We start from the raw sequence: 17925 nt of genomic DNA, 5'->3' as shown, positions 1-17925 counted from the left end.
CGCGGGTAACGGTGTTGCCGCGATTGGTGTGACGAGGCTCATTTCCCGGCTATAGTGTGTGCATAGTCACAGAAAGGCGGCACATGATGGGAATCGGCGAGGGCGCGGTGGTACCCACAGAGGGCGAATCGCGGCACGGCGTGCACCCGTCCAGGTCGGTCAACTGGGCGGTCGTCATCTTGATGGTGACCCTTCTGGTCGCGGCGGTCGCCGGCGTCGTGGTGGCGCTGTCCAGCGGGCTACCGACCATCGCGATCGTCATCGCATTGGTCTCCGGAGCCGTGTTCGCCGGGGTGCTCTGCTGAGGCGCTGACTCACAACTGGCCGTGCCGCGGCGGGCGGGTGCCCGACAGCGTGTGACGGCCGATGTGCTGCAACTTCCATCGCGTGGGATCGTGCAGCGTGTGCGTGCGCGCGTCGCGCCAATGGCGGGCGAGATTGCCCGCCGCCGACGCGCTGCGCGTACCGCCCAGCTCGAACAGCACGGTCGACGCCTCCAAAGATGCGCGCACCGCCGCCACCTTGGCCACCGCGACCGCCACCGATGCGGATGCCGCGGACTCCTCGGTCAGTTGCGCGTTCGCCGCATCCACCGCCCGCGCGGCCTCGCTCAGCAGTGCCTGCGCAGCGCGCACCGTCACCGTCACCTCGCCGGCCGCAGCGATCAGCGTCGGGTCCTCCACCGCCGTCGGGACCGACGCCTCGAAATGCGGCCGCGCCCGCTGCGCCTGCCGCACTCCCGCCGCCAACGCGCCCGTGGCGATACCGACGTCGATCGCCGCATGCACCAGCTGGGCCCGCGCGCCGTACGTCGTCGGCGCCGCGAAAATCGGGGAGAACGGCACCACATGCTCGCTGGGCACCGCCACGCCGGTCAACGTCACCGTGCCCGATGCCGTCGTGCGCTGTCCCATGCCGTCCCAGTCGTCGACGATCTCGACGCCGTCCGCGTCGCGCGGCACGAACGCCAGCGCCTTCGGGGTGGCCGCCGTCGGCACCTGCCCGTCGTCGAGTGACGCGCGCACCACCACCCAGTCGGCGAACAGCGCGCCCGTCGAATAGAACTTGCGGCCCGAGAGTACGAAGTCACCGTGCGGTCTACGGGTCAGCGTCGTGGTGTCGACGTCGATCGGGTGCGGGCCCCGTTCGGACTGTGCATTGGCCAGCATGGCGCCGTCGAGCACCAATCGGTAGAAGTAGGCCTGCTGATCGGGCGTGCCCTGCAGCCGCAACGCCTCGAGAAAGACGAAGTGCGAGTGCGGAATCTGTGCCAGTGACGGGTCCGCGTGCGCGATCAGCCGGAACACCTCGGCCAGCACGTCGGCCGGTGCATCGATGCCGCCGTGGTCTGTGGGAACCGAAATGCCAAGCAATCCGGAGGATTTCAACGAATCCACCTGTTGGTGCGGAAGCAGCCGCTGTGTGTCGCGGTCGGCGGCCCCGGCGTCGAACTCCGCCGACAGCTTGGCCGCGGTCTCCAGTGCCTCGGTGGTCGAGGTCAGTGCGGTCATCGGGGCGCGCCGAGGAATGGGATCGAAGCCGTTGCAGCTGCGAGACTTTGGCTGTGGAACAGGCCACGCTCACGCAGGAGCGGCACCACACCCTCGCCGAACCAGAACAGCTCCTCGAGGTGTGGGTAACCGGAGAAGATGAACTCGTCGATGCCGATCTCGGCATACTCGGCGATGCGGTCGGCGACCTCGGTGTGGCTGCCGACCAGCGCGGTGCCGGCACCGCCGCGAACCAGCCCCACGCCGGCCCACAGGTTAGGCGCCACCTCCAGCGAGCGCGCGTCGTGCCAGCTGCCGTCACGGCGGTGCGCCTCGTGCAGGGCCAGCATGCGCCTCTGTCCCTCGGACTCGCTGCGGTACAGACCGTTCTGCGCGTTGCGGACCGTGTCCTCGTCGAGCGCCGCGACGAGCTTGTCGGCCTGCGCCCACGCCTCGTCGGCGGTATCCCGCGAAATGGTGTGCAGGCGAATACCGAACCTCACCTCGCGGCCTTGCTCGGCGGCCAGCTTGCGGATCCAGTCGACCTTGTCGCGCACCGCCTCGGGCGGCTCACCCCACGTCAGATACACGTCGGCGTGCCGGGCGGCCACCGGTCCCGCCGCCGCCGAACTGCCGCCGAAGTACAACGGGGGCACCGGATCCGGCAGCGTCGGGATGGCCGCCTGCTCGACCTGGATGTGCTCACCGTCGAGCGATACCGTCTCACCGGCCCACAACCGGCGCACGACGTCGAGGAATTCGTCGCAGCGCGCATAGCGGCCGTCCTTGTCCAGGTGGTCGCCGAACGCGCGCTGTTCGTGGGCCTCGCCGCCGACGACGACGTTGAGCAGGAGGCGGCCCGGGGCATGGCGGGCGAACGTCGCGGCCATCTGCGCCGACAACGTCGGGCTGACCAGGCCGGGCCGGAACGCCACCAGGAACGCCAGCGACGTGGTCTCGCGGGCCAGCAGTGCTGCGGTGATGAACGCGTCTTCGCACCAGGCGCCGGTCGGGATCAGCGCCCCGGTGAAGCCGAAGGTCTCCGCGGCCCGCACGATCGACCCGAGGTAGTCGATCGACGCGTCGCGGTCACCACTGGCAGCGCCGGCGGGCTGGCCGTGGCCGCCGCCGACGATCAGCCGGCTGTCGCCGTATGTGGGCAGGAACCAGTGCAATTTGATGGTCACGGGTGCCGCCAGTCGAACGCGTTGGAGAGGATCGCACGAGTCACTGCGAAAGCGTGCCGGGGCGCGGTCGGCCAGTCAGCGGTTTGTGTCAGCGCGATTGAAACTCTCGCGAGCGACGAGCGCGCGGAAAATGCCTGCTCAACACGGCGTGGCGGGGGACAGACACGCGCGCTCGGCGGAACGGGGTGAGCTAGATCATGTCGTTGCGGGTCAGCCAGCGCATGATCGGCCAGCCGACGAACACCGGCAGCCACACGGTCAGGATGCGGTACAGCAGCACTGCCGGCACCGCCACCGCGGCGGCCACACCGAACGCGGCCAGGCCACCGATCAGCGCGGCCTCCACCGCGCCGACACCACCGGGGGTCGGGGCGGCCGAGGCCAGCGTGCCGCCGACCATCGTCACGATGGTGACCGTGACGAAGCTGGCGTCACCACCGAACGCTTCGATGCTGGCCCACAATGCCAGCGCGGCACCGAGAGTGGTTGTGGCGCAACCGAAGATGATCATCGCCAGCCGCTTCGGTTCGCGGGCCAGCTCCTTGAGGTCGTCGAGCACCTCCTCCAGCCGCGGACGCACCGCGGTGGCCAGCCAGTGCCGCAGCTTCGGCACGAACAGGAAGATCCCGACCGCACCCAACAGCACACCGGCCACCAGATAGATCACCGTGGTGCTGGGCACGAACCGCGACAGGTCGGCCGACGCGCCGGCAGCGAAGCTGAAGAACACCAGCAGCGTCAGATGCGTGATCACCTGGACCGACTGCTGCAGTGCCACCGCGGTGGTCGCGCGCAGCGGCCCCAGCCCGCCCTTCTGCAGGAACCGCGCACTCAACGCGAGCCCGCCGACGCCCGCGGGCGTGGTGGTCGCGGCGAACGTGTTGGCCACCTGCATGATGCTGAGCTTGCGGTAGCTGACCAGACCGTCGGCGCACGCCCACAACGCGGCACCGGCACCCAGGTACTTCAGCGCCGAGACCGCCAATCCGACCAGGGCCCACCACCAGTTCGCCGACCGCAACTCCGAGAAGAACACCGGCACCGAGCTGATGAACGGATAGGCGACGTAGACCAGCGCCACCAACAGCACCAGCTGAATGAGCTGGTTTCGGGTGAACCGGGTGATCGTCGCGACGGGGATCTGGTCGGCTCCGGTCTGGCGCTTGACCTCGTCGCGCAGCAGCGACAGCGCGGCGCCGGCGTCACTCACCGGCTCGCGTACCCGTTTGGGCACCGCAGCCTTGGTGAGGCGGCGCGACGCGTCGAGCACCTGTTCGTTGCCGAACACCGTGATCGCCGCGCGCACCGCATCCTCGGCTTCGTACAGGTCGCTCGTGGTGACCAGCAGCTGGGCGATGTCGGCGTGCAGCTGCGCTTCCGAAGCGCCGTACTCGGCGTAGATGAAGCCGCCGAACAACGGCGTGCCCTCGTCGACGGTGATCTGGTTGGCGCGCAGATCACCGTGCGAGATCTGCTGGCTGTGCAGAATCCCGAGCGAGTCCCACACCCGCGTCACCGGTGTCGACTCGCGGCAGCGGTCGATCGTGACACCGCGGGCGGGTTTGTGCGCGTACAGCGTCCAGCCGCGGTCCAGCGGCGCGACCGCGATCGGCGAGGTGTTGGCGATCGCGAGTTCGCTGATCGCGATGGCCATCAGCGCGCGGTGCTCGACGCGCCGCCGCATCGACGTCTGGAGGGGGGCGGTTTCGTCGTCGCGCAGCCGCAGCTTGCTCCAGAACTGCGCGACGAAGCCGCCGCCGCGCTGGTGCGGCCCGTAGAGCTCGACGACCGCGGTGTCGGGTTCGGCCTCGGAGAGGTCGTCGTCCGGGTCGCGGCGCGCGGACAACACCAGCGGTCCGCGCCCGGCCGGTCGCATCACCGTCAGCGACGCGACGCGGAAACCGCGACGGGCCAGCGCGCGCACCGCGTCGTCGAGCGGCACCTCCAGGGCCGGCGTGCCGACCACCAGCACCACCAGCGCGCCGACGAACCAGCCCACCGCCAGCCCGAGCAGCGACCGCGCCGGCACCACCGCGCTGACCACCAGGTGGATCGGCACGAACGCCAGCAGCAGCGCCCACCACCAGCGGCGCCACCGGGCCGGCAGCCACGGCCCCGACACCGTCAGCACCGCCGCCAGCATCGCGATCCAGCGGGGGTCGTCGAGGAACTGCGACAGCACGGTGTCCAACCGGCCGTTGAGATCGAAATGCCATTGCGGTGCGGAGATTCCGTTGCCGGTGATCGACAGCGACAGGATCGCGATCGCCCCGGCCGCGGCGTACGCGCCGAGCAGCTTCCACTGCTGCTGCACGATCAGCCCGATCAGGATCGCGAACGGCAGCGCCAGGATCGCCACACCGTAGATCAGGTACACGGCGTTGGACTGGGTCGGGCTGAGCACGCCGACGATCTCGGAGATCGACCGCTCCAGCACCTCCCACTCGTAGCGGGTGATCAGCGAGCTGGTCACCACCACGGCCAGGAAGACACCGGCCAGCGCGAGCCGCAGGATGTCGTTGGTGCGTCGCGTCAAGGGCTGCAGCAGGCTGCCGGTGACAGCGATGTCGCGCCCGTCAACTCGCATGCAACAACGATCTCTCAGGTCGGCTCGTGAACCGTCATCGGCTCACCGACAACTTAGCGAAGACCGGCCGGTTACTGGCGCAGGCGGCGAGCCAGGCCCGACGCCCGCAGCGCGCGCCGCTCGATCGCGGCCCGCACGGACGCCTCGGATCCGACGACGCGGACCCGCTTCTGCGCGCGGGTGACCGCGGTATAGAACAGCTCGCGCGTCAGCAGCCGCGAGTCGGGCGGCGGCATCAGCACGGTGACGTCGTCGGCCTGGCTGCCCTGACTCTTGTGGATGGTCATCGCGTGCATGGTCTCCACGTCGGCCAGCCTGCTCGGCCGCAGCTGGACCTCCCCGATGGCCACCTGCAGGGCGTCGTCGCGCAGCACGGCGACCCCGGTGTCGCCGTTGTAGAGACCCAACCCGTAGTCGTTGGCGGTGACCAGCACCGGCCGGCCCGGATACCACTGCGACCACATCGGCTCTCCGGTCGCGTCGGCCAGCCAGCGCTGCACCTGGTGGTTCCAGTGCGCGACACCGTGCGGTCCGCGGCGGTGGGCGCACAACAGGCGGTGTCCCTCCAAGGCGCGCACCGCGGCCGCGACGTCGCCGAGCAGCGCGGCGTCGCGCAGCAGCATCGCCTGCGCCAGCAGCGGAGCGCGCAGCTGGTCGGCGGGCTCGTCGGTGTCCAGCCACTCGACGTGGTCCCCGCCGGTACTCAGCAGCTCGAGCACCCGGTCGGCCTCCCCGGTGCGGATCGCGTCGGCCAGCGCGCCGATGTCCGCACCGAACCGGTGCGACGTCTGCAGCGAGGCGACCCGCACGTCGGTGCGGCCGCCGAGCCCGTCGACCAGGTCGGCCAGCACCGCGCCGGCCTCCACCGAGGCCAGCTGGTCGGCGTCACCGACCAGCAGCAGCCGGCTGTCCGGCCGCACCGCCTCCAACAACCGCGCCATCAACGTCAGCGACACCATCGACGTCTCGTCGACGACGACGACGTCGTGCGGCAGGCGGTTCTCCCGGTGGTGGCGAAACCGCGACGAACTGCCCGGCCGGCGCTGCAGGAGCCGGTGCAGGGTGGATGCGGTCAGCTCGCCGAGGCGGTCGCGGTCGGCGGGGTCGAGCTCACCGATCTGGTGGTGCACCGCCTCGGCCAGCCTTGCGGCGGCCTTGCCGGTGGGTGCGGCCAGGGCGATGCGCAGCGGCGGTCGCCCGGCGAGCTCGGCCTGTTCGGCCAGCAGCGCCAGCAGCCGCGCCACCGTGGTGGTCTTGCCGGTGCCCGGACCGCCGGTGAGCACGGTCAGCGACTGCGCCAGCGCCACTTCGGCGGCGCGGCGCTGCTCCTCGCGGCCCGCCGGGAACAGCCGCTCCAACCCGGGCACTTCGGCCGGCAGCGGGGTGGCCAGCAGCGCCAGCACGTCGTCGCGGACCTGCTGCTCCTCGCGCCAGTACCGGTCGAAGTACAGCAGGTCGTCGACGAAGCGCAGCACCTGCTCTGCGGCCAGCGGGCTCGCCCGCACCGCGCGCAGCCACTCCTGCGGCTCCGGCCACGGCAGGCCGGGCAGCGGCACCTGCTCGGCGAGCGACTGCAGATCCACGCACACGGATCCCGAGCGCAGTGCCCGCACGACGAACGCGGCGGCCAGCGCCACGGTCTGATCCGGTTCGCCGGCCAGCGCGCAGAGCCGGGTGGCCACGTGCACGTCGGCGGGCTCGAACACCTCGGCCTCGACGAACGGAGCGAGCAGATCGATCTCGGTCACGGCCGGCCCCCGGCCAGCGCATCGGAGACGGCAGTCACCAGCGCGGCGGGCGGTCGCCAGCTGAACACCCCGCACGGATGCCCGTCGACCACCGGGGTGTCGGGACCACACATCCCGCGCAGGAACAGGTACAGCACCCCGCCGAGATGCCGGTCCGGCTGGTAGTCCGGCAGCCGCCAGCGCAAAAACCGGTGCAGCACCACCGAATACAGCAGCGCCTGCAGCGGATAGTCGGAGTGCAGCATCGCCTCGGCCATTCGCGGCATCGTGTAATCGGCTGCGGTGAGCGGCAACTCGGGCTCGCCGAGCCAGTTGGTCTTGTAGTCGACCACCACGAACCGCTGATCGGGCAGACGCAGCACGGCATCCACCGACCCGGTCAGATAGCCGCGCAGCGACTGGTCGGCCAGGGTGCCGCTGCTGAGCCGGCCGGCATAGGATGCCAGGATGTCGTCGGCCGGCACGTGCGCGGCGAACAACCGGCCGATGTCGGCGACGGTTACCAGCGGGGCGTCGTCCCGCCGGTCGCCGCCGGCCAGCGGGAACTCGAAATCCATCTCCCGCAAGCGATCTGGTAACGCGATCTGCCGCAGCGTCAGTCCCGGCGCCAGCGGGCCGAGTGGGGTGTCATGCAGCGGCACCAGCGCCCGGGCCAGATCCTCGGGTGGCACGTCGACCGGCCACCACACCGAGTGCTCCCGGACGCGGGCCTCGAGTTCGGCGGCCAGGTCGGCTGCTGTCGGTTCGGCGGTCTCGAGCACCGCGTGCACCAGCGTGCCGAACTTCGCGCCCATCGGCAGATCGGCCATCGGCGAGGGCACGTCGGTCGTGGCCGTCGCGGCGCTTTCGGTCAGCGGGATGTCGGCGCTCTCGTCGTCGAGTTCGACGACCTCCGGCTCGCTGGACACCCCGGCCCTGGGCTCCGAAGCCTCCGAGGCCCGGAGCAACCCCGAATACGACGTGCGCCGCCACATCGTGTCGATCTGACGGTGAAAGTGCCGGGCCCGCAGCCCTTCCGGCGGCGTGGACGGATCGACCTCGGCGCGCGGCGCGATGACCGACTCCTCCAGCACGGGACCACCCAGGTCGGCCCACGCGCGCAGCGCGGCCATCGCGTCGGCGTCGTCGACCTTCGGCGGACTGCAGCGGTCCGGCACCAGCGTCTCACCCGGTCGGCGGCCGCGCAGCAGCCGCGACAGCCCGCCGTTGGGTTCGTCGTACGACGGCGCCCACCACGCGATCACCTGGGCTTGGGCTCTGGTGAGCGCCACATACGTCAGGCGGACGTCATCGGAGGCCGCCTCCCGACGCCCGAGCACGGACACCGCGTTGTAGTCCGGGCTGTCGGGCCCGCCGATGTGCAGACAGCGGGTGTCGGACTCGTGGTATAGCACCACCTCGCGGGTCTGGATGTTGCGGTTGAACGCGAACGGCAGATACACCACCGGGTACTGCAACCCCTTGCTCGCCCACACCGTCATGATCTGTACCGCGGCCGCGTCGCTGTCCAGGCGGCGGTTGCGTTCGGCGGCCCCGTTGCGTTCGTCGCGCTGGGTGCGCAGCCAGTCCCGCAGCGCGGCCAGCCCGAAATGCTCGCGGTGCGCCGTGTCGTGCAACACCTGCGTGATGTGCGCCAGGTCGGTCATGTGCCGGTCACCGTCGTGCCACGACAGCACCCGCCGGCTCATGCCGGCCAGTTGCGCGGCCTCGAACACCGCGGCCACCCCCCGTTCGCGCGCATGATCGGCCCATTCCCGCAGCCGGTGGGCGATCCGGTCGGTCAACGCGTCCCCTTCGGCGGCAAGGGTTTCCGCGGTGGCGCCGAAGAACATCGTGGTGGCTGCCGCGCGCACCAGACCCGACCGGTGCGGCTGGTCGAACGCCTCGAGCAGACACAGCCAGTCATCGGCGGCCTTGGACCCGAACACATCGGAGTCACCGGTGTAGACGGCCGGGATGCCGGCATCGGCCAGCGCGTCGAAGCAGGCGCGGGCATCCTTGTGGGTTTCGACGATCACCGCGATGTCCCTGGCCTGCAACGGTTTCTCGCAGAAGGTGGCATCGCCGGCCAGCAGTGCGCCGATGTCGGCGGCCAGGTCCTCGCCGATGTGGCGACGCAGTCGGTCCATCGGGATGTAGCGGTCCGCGCGGGTGTTCAGTGCGTCACGGGTGACCACGCGCAACCGGAACGGGTCGTTGCGCGGCGCACCGCGGAGGCGATGGCCGCGGTGGCGCGCCTCGATCGGACGCACCACGATGCGGGGATCGCCCAACTCGGCGTCGCGCAGCACCACCTGCAGCGCGTCGACCAGTGCGCTGTCGCTGCGCCAGTTGGTCGCCAGGGTGCGCCGCTCGCCGGCGCTCTGCGCCGCGTGCAGATAGGTGACGATGTCGCCACCGCGGAACGCGTAGATGGCCTGCTTCGGGTCGCCGATCAGGATCAGCGTCGAGCGGCCGGAGAACGCCCGGTCGATGACCTGCCATTGCACGGGGTCGGTGTCCTGGAACTCGTCGACCATCACGATCGGCCACCGCCGGTGCATGCGGGCGCGGGCCGGAGAGTACTGAGAGTCCCTGCCGCGCAACGCATCAGCCAGTCGGGAGAGCAGATCGTCGTAGTGCAGGATGCCGAGTCGGCGTTTGCGCCGCTCGAGCTCGGCGCACACCTGCGTGGCGAACGTGACACGGACCTCGGCCTCCGAGCCCGCCTCCGGGGACGCGGGACGCAACTCGGTGCCGGCGTTGGCGACCACCTCGCGCGCCAACGCCAGCGCCTGGTCGCGGGTGAGCACCGGATCGTCGTGCTCGTTACCGAAGTGCGCCAGGTACAGGTCGTCGACGATCTCGGCGGTCAGGTCGTCCAGACTCTCGACCAGCCGCACACCCGCGTCGCTGTCCCCGGCGACTCCCAACGACTTCAGCACCAGCTGGCAGAACTGGTGGGTGGTCGCGATGGTGGCGGCGTCGAAACCGGCCAGCGCATCCCGCAGCCGCTGCCGCCGTAGCGCCCGCTCCTCGTCGGTGCCGTCGACGAGTTGCGCCACCAGATCGTTGTCGCCGACCGCCGACGGGTCCGCGAACGCGGCCAGCGCGTCGACGATCTGGCAGCGCACCCGCTCCCGCAGCTCCTGGCTGGCGGCGCGACCGAACGTGATCAGCAGCATCTGGTCGAGCGTCGCGTGACCCTCGGCGAGATAGCGCGTCACCAGACCCGCCAGCGCGAACGTCTTGCCGGTGCCGGCGCTGGCCTCGAGCACCGTCGTCGACCGCGGCGCCGGAAGCGGGCCCAGCAGATCAAAAGCCTGCATCAGTGCGGATCCTTTTCTGCGTGCAGCATCGGCAACCACAGCCGGCAGGCGTACGCACCCAGTCGGGTCGTCTCTCCGTCGTACTCCTCGCCGGGCTGCACCGGGGTCAGCAGCACCTGGAGGTCGGTGTAGCGGCCCCACACCTGCTGGTGGGCCGGTTCCTCGTTCTCGCCCGGGTAGCGACCGCTGTTCCAGCGGTAGCCGGCGTCGCGCATCGGGTCGGTGCGGGTGAACCGTGCCTCGGCCCACGCGTAGGAGGTCTTGAGCGGCAACGGGATCGGCTCGCGGCGACCGGCGTCGTACATCGCGACCAGATCGGCCAGGACGTCGACCGGGGACTGATCCGGCCGGCCCAGCATCCGTTCCTTGGGGGTGGCGCCGCGCTTGGGCCTGCCGATGCACACCGCGGTCCAGTCGCCGGACCGCGCGGCGGTCAGGGCCAGCAACCGGATCCACGACTCGAGCAGATGGCGACCGGCGAGCTTGGAGTAGGTCACCGACACCAGTCGGTCGCCGTAGACCTTCGGTACGGTGCCGGTGACCCGGCGGCCCCCGCCGATCGGGACGTCGATGTCGAACGCGCGCGGCGCGCGGGACCGGTGGCGCTGCGCGGCATCGGCGAGCGCGGCCACCTGGTCGCGCAGCTGGGCGGCCTTGCGCCAACCGAGACGTCCCGGCGGCAACGACCCGCGACGCCACTCGGCCTGCTGCGCGGTGGCGGGATCCATGCCGCGCAGCACGTCGTCGAGCATGCGGTCGCCGACCTTCCACTCGGCCAGCGCGTCGATCTCCACCGGCATCGCGTCCTCGACGGTGTCGACGTCCCACGGCAGCGTGTAGTCCAGCGCCCGGAAGAACCCCTTGACGGGATCCTTGAAGAAGCCGAGGAGATCATCGAGGGCGACGTCGTCGGGCCGCGGCGGCGGCAGCTTGGCCGCGAGCAGCGGCGGTTGCGGCGTGCGGTGGCCGGCCGCGACCGCGGCGGCGTCGCGCGCGGTGGGGTCGAACGTGAACGGTTCGTCCGGCGGCATGCCGAGATCACCGGGGGTGACGTTGCGAATATCGAACGGCTGCAACGGATGCTCGACCAGAACGCGGTCCCGGACCGGGGCGCCGGTGGTCAGGTCCACAGCGTCGAGCAGCTCGGCCAGCGGGACCGCGGGCGGCCTGCGGTGCCCGGTGTGCGCGTCGGCGCCGGTGTAGGTGACGACGAGCTTCTCGGTGGCCGCGCCGATCGCGTCCAGCAGCAGTTGTCGGTCCTCGGACCGGATGTCGCGTTCCCCGGTGATCGGGTCGCGGGCCAGGGCGTCGTCGCCGTCGACGACACCGAGCCGCGGGAACACGCCGTCGTCGAGGCCGACCAGGCACACCACGCGGTGCGGCACCGACCGCATCGGCACCATCGTGCACACGGTCAGCGTGCCCGTGCGGAAGTTGGCGCGCGTGGGCCGGCCCGCCAGGTGGCGGTCCAGCAGCGCGCGAATGTCAGGGAGGCGCAATTCGGTGTCGCGGCGCGGGCCGGCCGCGGCGCGAATGTCGGCGAACTCGCGTTCGACCTGCCGGACCTGCCAGACGTCGCTGTCGGGCACGGCGGTCAGCGCGGCGACGGCATCGCCGAGCGCCCCCAGCCAGTGGTCCAAAGAGGCGATCCCGGTGAGGGATTCGATGCTGCGGTGCAGCCGGTCGACGTAGTCGGCGAACCGGCCGGCCAACTCGACGTGATTGCTGCCGACGTCGTCGAGCGGCAGCGTGGTGTCCAGCCAGGCCCGCGAGTCGTCGGACATCGCCACACCCACCAACACCCGGTCGACACCGAAGCGCCACGTGTTCTGCACGAAATCCACGCCGTACGGCAGCCGCGACTCGCGGTCGAACCCCCACCGGATGTTGGCCTGACGGACCCAGTCGCCGATGGTGTCCAGATCGTCGTCGGAGAAGCCGAAGCGGTGCCGCACCGGCGCGGCTTCGGCCAGGTTCAGCACCTCGCTGGCGGTGGCGCGGCCACCCGCCAGCGCCAGGACCTGGCCGGCGACCCCCAGCAACGGATTGGTCTGGGTCAGTGCGCGATCGGCGAGCTTGACCCGCAGCCGGTGCGCCGGGTGGGCGCCGGCCACCACCTCGCCGAGACCGAAGTCCGCCACCAACAGCGGCGCGTAGGTCTCGATGTCGGGGCACATGACCAGGATGTCGCGCGGTTCCAGCGTGGGATCGTCGGCCAGCAGGCCCAACAGCACCTCACGCAGCACGTCGATCTGGCGGGCCGGCCCGTGGCAGCTGTGCACCTGCACGGAACGGTCGTCGTCACGGCGGGTACGTCCCGCCGGGCGCACCGCGTTGGCCGCGAGATCGGACTGCAACCACCCGAGCAGCGTGTCGGGACGTGCTGCGGCACCGAGACATTCGTCGGTGTACGGGTCCGCGGGCAGCGTGCGCTGCAATTCGCGTAAGTCACGCCCGAGCGTGGCCAGCAGTGGGTGCCCGACGTCGCGGTGGGTGGTGTCGTCGCGGCGGGGCAGCGGTCCGTGCACGCCGCGCAGCCGGGACCACAACACGTCGCTGGGATGCGGCAGCCACAGGTGCAACTCGTGGTGCGTGCTCAGCGCGTCCAGCAACTCGATGTCGGTGACCGGAAGCCGCGTGTGGCCGAACAGTGAGATGCGGCCGGGCAGCGCGGTGGGCGCGCCCCGCAGGCGCGCGACGGCGTTCGCGTGCCGCAGGTGGGGCGGCTCGGCGTCGACCCGCGCGACCAATGCGCGGTAGAGCTCCGGCTGCCAGCCCAGGTCGGGATCGAGGCCGTCGGTGCGATGCTCGAGCCAGGCCACCAGAAGGTCCGGGCGCTGCCGGGCGTAGGAGGCGAACAATCCGGCCAGCCGGCGTGTCACCGCATACCGGCGTCCCCGTCGCAGCTCCTGCTCCTCGCCGTGTTCGAAGTGACCGAAATGTGCCGCCAGCGTGCGGCACCACGGCTGGTCCAGCGACTGGTCGATCACCTCGAGCAGCGGCCACACCATCGCTTCCGCAGACCACGGGTCGTCGTCGGCGAGGCCGGTGAGCTCGGCGACCAGGGAGGCCGGATGGCGGAACGTGATGCCCGCGCAGACGCCATCCTCACGGGCACCTCCACTGGCGCCGAGGACGTGGGAAAGGCGTTGGCTGAGCCAGCGTTCCACTCCACGCGCGGACACCAGAACCAGGTCTTGCGCGAACGGGTCGGCCGGGGGAGTGCTCAGCAGCGTGCCCAGGCCGTCGGCGAGCAGGTCGGTCCGGTCGGCCCGATGGAGGTGAAGCGGCATCGCGGCTCAGAGTACGGCGTGGCGCCGACATGTATGGACGGCTCAGCCCGGTTCCACGACGTTGCCGGAGCCGGACGTGGATACCTCGGGCGTGCCGCTGCGGTAGGTGACCCGGTTGTCGAAGCCCGATGCGTTGATGCTCTGTGCCGTGTCCACGGTCAGGACGTTCTCCACACCGGAGACGACGACCGCCGTACACGGCCCCAGTACGTCAATGACATTGCCGACACCACTGACCGACACGGTTCCGCCGTCGCACTGGACCGTCCGGCGGGTCTGCACGCCGCCCAGACTGGTGACCGCACCCGGTCCCACGACCACGACCTGCTCGCCGGACTCCAGGACGGAGCCGCCGCCTCCGGCGATCCCCGGCGGCGGTGCCGGCGTCGGGAATCCCGCAGTGCGCGAGGTGAAGAAGACGATCGCAGCAATGGCCGCGGTCACCACCACCACGCCGACGACCGACGGGATCAGCCAGGCCGCTGCGGCACGCGAGTTCTTGTGCACGACCCGTTGCGGTGGTGCGTGATACGGCGAATAGCCCAATTCGCTGACATGGGCACGCTCGGCGAGGGGACGTTCGAGATCGCGAATCCGCGCTTCGGGGTCCGCGTCGGGCTCCATGCGCAGATCGTCGCACACACCGGCCGGGGGTCGCGGGGCTTTCTGTGCAGGTCAGATGGTCGCGGATGCGGCCGGGGGCCGGGCCGGGGGCCTGGCGGAGAAGGGACTGGAGGACGTCCCCTCATCCCGGTGCCAGGCCACCACGGCCTCGGCGGTCGCATCCACGTCAGCGTCGGTGTCGATCACCGCTTCTGCGGTGGCGAACGCCTCCGCGCCATTGATGCGACATTCGTAACCGATCCGGTGGGCGAGACGGCGCAGCCAGCTGATGGCACGCATCCGTTGACCGAACGTCAAACCGCGTGCGTCACAAACCAGGACGAGCCGGCGCACACCGGCCGACAGCGCGGTCGTGATCGCCCAGTCGGCGGTCTCGTTACCCCACGTCTTGAGCCGTCGCCGCGACGCTCCGGTGGGCCCGTCGCGCAGCAGAGAACCCAACAGGGGGCGGTCCACCACGACGACGATCGTCTCCATCGTCTCGGAGTTGGCGTCGGCCAGAGTTGTTGCCTGCGAATACGACTCGGTGCGCACGACCGTCACCCCGTCGCGACGCAGCGCCTCCGTGAGAATTTCCAGTACCTCTGCTGACCGCCCCAGCACGAGCACCGACGCAGCGCCGGTGTCCTGAACTGACACGCCGAACCTCCTTGTTGATGGACTCAGCTCATCGCTGGTGCGTCAGGCACCACGACTGCTGACTGATGGCCTCCTTCCGGTCGGACACGACACCGAGGGCATGGACGAGCGCGTCCCGGTAACCGGCGGCCGATTCGCCGTCGGCCCACGGCCGCCGATGCGCGGCCAATCTGGCCGCGACCCGGTCCAACGCCGCCATGATGCGAACACGGTCCCGCTCCGACGGCGGGTCCTGCGACCGCGTCAGCATGGCCAGACCGCCCGCCGCGGCGGCGATCTGGTCCAGCACGCACAGCCCCGCGAACCTCAGGCCCGAAGCGTGACCCGACTGGTAAGCCGCACCGCGGTTGGGCGGGGCCGTGCCGCTGTTGATGGCGTCACGGACTTCTGCCAGGACCCTGGCCAGTTCCGTCATGTCCGCGCCGACGGCGGACCGGGCGCATTCATTGAATTACTCATCGCACCTGATTTCGTCGAATTGGATGTGCTTCGCAGCACGGTTGCGAGGAACAGCATTTTTCGCGCAATTGATATCCCGCGGCTGGCGGGCATCCACACTTTTTTCGAATTGATCTTGTCGCGGAACACAAATGCGGAAAAGGTATTCCAGCGCGTTGTCTGCAACCGCTCTGCACGGCGACGGGCAGCGAAAAACCGCTGCCCAACCGTGATTTATTGTGGTGTCAGCCTCTTACGAGGCCCGCTCCGGGCGCTTGCGCCGGGTGATGAATTCACCAGCCTCGGCCGACTTCGCGCGCTTGGCGGCGCGCTTTTCCTTGAGGCTCATCGCAGGTTTCTTGAGAGAGCGACCTTGAGATTTACTAGCCACCGCTATCCCTTTCACTTTCCGCCAACCACGATCGACCATACCTCAGAAAAAAATAAAAGCCAGTGGCGTGCGAACCGCTCATCTGTGCACGTCAGAGCGCGGTTCGGGGGCGCGTCGACGTGGTACTCGTCAGTCCATGACGGCACCTGGCTTCCTCGCGATCGGCAGCGGGCCGGCCGGCGTCAGCGCAGCCGAGACGTTCCGCGGCAAGCACCGCGACATCGGCGTGCGCATCCTGTCCGACGACCCGGCGTTGCCGTATGCCAAGCCGCCGCTGAGCAAAGAGTTCCTGTGCGGCCAGACCGCCGAGCTGAACCTGCACAGCGCCGGCTGGTTCGGGCGCCACGAGATCGAGCTGATCCTCGGCGTGCGTGTCGAGCGCATCGACGTGGCGGCCCAGGAGGTCGTCACGACCGGTGGGGCGCGCTACCCGTACTGGCACCTGGTGCTGGCGTCCGGCTCCACCGCGGTACCGCTGGACGTGCCCGGCGGAGAACGCGCCATGAACCTGCGATCGTTCGCCGACGCCGTCGCGCTGAAGATGGCCGCGCGCCACGCCGCGACCGCAGTGGTCGTCGGCGCCGGTCTGGTCGGCTGCGAAGCTGCGTCCTGCCTGGCCGCACTCGGGGTGGACACCATCCTGGTCGCGCCGGAATCCGTACCGCTGCTTCGCCGTTTCGGCGTCGACGTCGGAGAACGTGTGGCCAAGATGCTCTCCGATGTCGGCGTGCGGTTCGTCGGCGCCGCGCGAGTGGCCGCCGTCATGGACACCGGGGTGACCCTCGAGAGCGGCGAGACGCTCGGCGGGGAACTCGTCGTCGCGGCCACCGGAGCCCGCCCCGACATCGGGCTGGCCGAACGGGCAGGACTGTCCACCCGCGGCGGCCGCGTCGTCGTCGACGCACAGATGCGCACCTCCGCGCCCAACGTCTACGCCGCAGGCGACATCACCCTGGCCCACAACGTCGCCGCCGGGCGGCGCGTCATCGCCGAGCACTGGCGCGACGCCGCGCTGCAGGGCCGCGTCGCCGGACTGACAGCCGCCGGATACTCGGCCGCGTGGGACCGGATCTCCGGATACTCCTGTGTCATCGGCGGTTACACACTGACCTACCGGGGGTGGGGCGGCCCGCACGACTCCTGTGTGGTGAGCGAGCGCGCCGGCGGATTCACCGCCGCGTACTCGCGGCACGGCGCACCGGTCGGGACGCTGACCGCTACAGCCAGTCCCGCTTCTTGAACATCACATACAGCACCACCACGGCCACCACGATCAGTGCGCTGCTCACCACGAAGCCGGTGACCGTGTCCACGCCGGGATAGATGACGTTCTGCCCGTAGAAGCCGGTGACCGCGGTGGGTACGGCAATGATCGCCGCCCATCCGGTCAATTTCTTCATCACCAGGTTCAACCGGGCATCCTGCAGGCTGAGATTTGTCTCGAACACCGTGGTGATCATGTCGCGCAGCGATTCGGTCCACTCCGACACCCGCAACACGTGGTCGTACAGATCGGAATACTTCGGATCCAGCTCCGCGGCCGCTGTCGCATCGATCCGGCGATGCTGGATCACGGTGACCACCTCACGCATGGGCAGCACCGCGCGACGCAACGCGACCAGGTCCTTGCGTAGCTGAAAAGTCTTGCGCTGTAGCCCCTTCCGTGGCGCCTTCTCGGCGAACAGGTCGTCCTCGAGGCTCTCGATGCCGTCGTCGAGGGCCTGCACCGCGTCGAAGTGAGAGTCGACCACCACATCGAGCAGCGCGTGGACCAGCGCACCTGCCCCGTACTCCTGCCCGCCGAGGTCGTCGAAACGCCGGGACACCTGATCGATGTCGAAAGACGAGCCCAGCCGCACCGTGATCACCCCCCGGGGCAACACGAACACCGAGATCCGGTGCATCGTCAGCAGGGTGTCGGAGAACTCGTCGGTCGGCGGCCGCGGCACCACCGTCACCCCGTAGACCGTGAAGAACGTATGAGTCTTGTACACCACGGCTTTGGTGCGTTCGGCCTCGGCCAGCACGTCCTCGACGGCCCACTCGTTCAGCCCGATCTCGTGCGCGAGTTCCTTCAGGGTCTCGTGATCGGGATCGTCGATGTCGCACCACGCCAGCGTGTCCGGCGCGGCCAGATAATCCGACAGCGCCGCGAACTCGAACTCCTCGCGAGGCCGGCCGCCCACCCAGACCCGGCCACGGATGAGCGTCACCGTCGGA

The 17925-nt window shown here is 70.1% G+C and carries 12 protein-coding genes; 2 read left to right on the top strand and 10 right to left on the bottom strand.

Features of this window, described 5'->3' with window-relative positions; genetic code table 11:
- The first annotated feature begins 83 nt into the window (after window positions 1-83).
- On the top strand, window positions 84-305 hold the full coding sequence (locus tag ACQI46_RS01540; protein WP_427092173.1) for a hypothetical protein: 222 nt from the start codon (window positions 84-86) through the stop codon (window positions 303-305).
- 9 nt (window positions 306-314) lie between these two features.
- Here the strand turns inward: ACQI46_RS01540 and ACQI46_RS01535 are convergent, their stop codons facing one another.
- The 9 genes from ACQI46_RS01535 to ACQI46_RS01495 form a co-directional block, all read right to left on the bottom strand.
- On the bottom strand, window positions 315-1511 hold the full coding sequence (locus ACQI46_RS01535) for an SfnB family sulfur acquisition oxidoreductase (RefSeq protein WP_427092172.1): 1197 nt from the start codon (window positions 1509-1511) through the stop codon (window positions 315-317).
- Window positions 1508-2677: an LLM class flavin-dependent oxidoreductase gene (locus tag ACQI46_RS01530; RefSeq protein ID WP_427092171.1), complete on the bottom strand. Its 1170-nt coding sequence runs from the start codon at window positions 2675-2677 to the stop codon at window positions 1508-1510. The genes ACQI46_RS01535 and ACQI46_RS01530 overlap by 4 nt, the downstream gene beginning before the upstream one ends.
- Window positions 2678-2867: 190 nt before the next feature.
- Window positions 2868-5264 (bottom strand): flippase-like domain-containing protein, encoded by a 2397-nt coding sequence (locus ACQI46_RS01525; RefSeq protein WP_427092170.1) that lies wholly within the window; start codon window positions 5262-5264, stop codon window positions 2868-2870.
- Between the two features lie 71 nt (window positions 5265-5335).
- On the bottom strand, window positions 5336-7012 hold the full coding sequence (gene recD, locus ACQI46_RS01520) for an exodeoxyribonuclease V subunit alpha (RefSeq protein ID WP_427092169.1): 1677 nt from the start codon (window positions 7010-7012) through the stop codon (window positions 5336-5338).
- Window positions 7009-10320: an exodeoxyribonuclease V subunit beta gene (gene recB, locus ACQI46_RS01515; protein WP_427092168.1), complete on the bottom strand. Its 3312-nt coding sequence runs from the start codon at window positions 10318-10320 to the stop codon at window positions 7009-7011. Before recB ends, recD begins: the two co-directional genes overlap by 4 nt.
- Window positions 10320-13613 (bottom strand): exodeoxyribonuclease V subunit gamma, encoded by a 3294-nt coding sequence (recC, locus tag ACQI46_RS01510; protein WP_427092167.1) that lies wholly within the window; start codon window positions 13611-13613, stop codon window positions 10320-10322. The genes recB and recC overlap by 1 nt, the downstream gene beginning before the upstream one ends.
- Window positions 13614-13655: 42 nt before the next feature.
- Window positions 13656-14237 (bottom strand): DUF3060 domain-containing protein, encoded by a 582-nt coding sequence (locus tag ACQI46_RS01505; protein WP_427092166.1) that lies wholly within the window; start codon window positions 14235-14237, stop codon window positions 13656-13658.
- 51 nt (window positions 14238-14288) lie between these two features.
- A complete protein-coding gene (locus tag ACQI46_RS01500; protein WP_427092165.1) occupies window positions 14289-14876 on the bottom strand; it encodes a hypothetical protein in 588 nt (195 codons plus the stop codon).
- Between the two features lie 28 nt (window positions 14877-14904).
- The gene (locus tag ACQI46_RS01495; protein ID WP_427092164.1) at window positions 14905-15291 is read right to left on the bottom strand and encodes a hypothetical protein; all 387 of its coding nucleotides are present in this window, start codon (window positions 15289-15291) and stop codon (window positions 14905-14907) included.
- Window positions 15292-15841: 550 nt separating this feature from the next.
- On the opposite strand from ACQI46_RS01495, the gene ACQI46_RS01490 reads away from it, so the two are divergent.
- The gene (locus ACQI46_RS01490; RefSeq protein ID WP_427092163.1) at window positions 15842-16945 is read left to right on the top strand and encodes an NAD(P)/FAD-dependent oxidoreductase; all 1104 of its coding nucleotides are present in this window, start codon (window positions 15842-15844) and stop codon (window positions 16943-16945) included.
- Here the strand turns inward: ACQI46_RS01490 and ACQI46_RS01485 are convergent.
- Window positions 16923-17918, bottom strand: a complete 996-nt coding sequence (locus ACQI46_RS01485) for a magnesium transporter CorA family protein (RefSeq protein ID WP_427092162.1) — start codon at window positions 17916-17918, stop codon at window positions 16923-16925. The genes ACQI46_RS01490 and ACQI46_RS01485 overlap by 23 nt on opposite strands.
- Window positions 17919-17925 lie beyond the last annotated feature (7 nt).

Origin of the sequence: Mycobacterium sp. SMC-4 (assembly GCF_050205565.1) — a bacterium.
Taxonomy (GTDB): Bacteria; Actinomycetota; Actinomycetes; order Mycobacteriales; family Mycobacteriaceae; genus Mycobacterium.
This window is presented reverse-complemented; position numbering and strand designations above follow the sequence as displayed.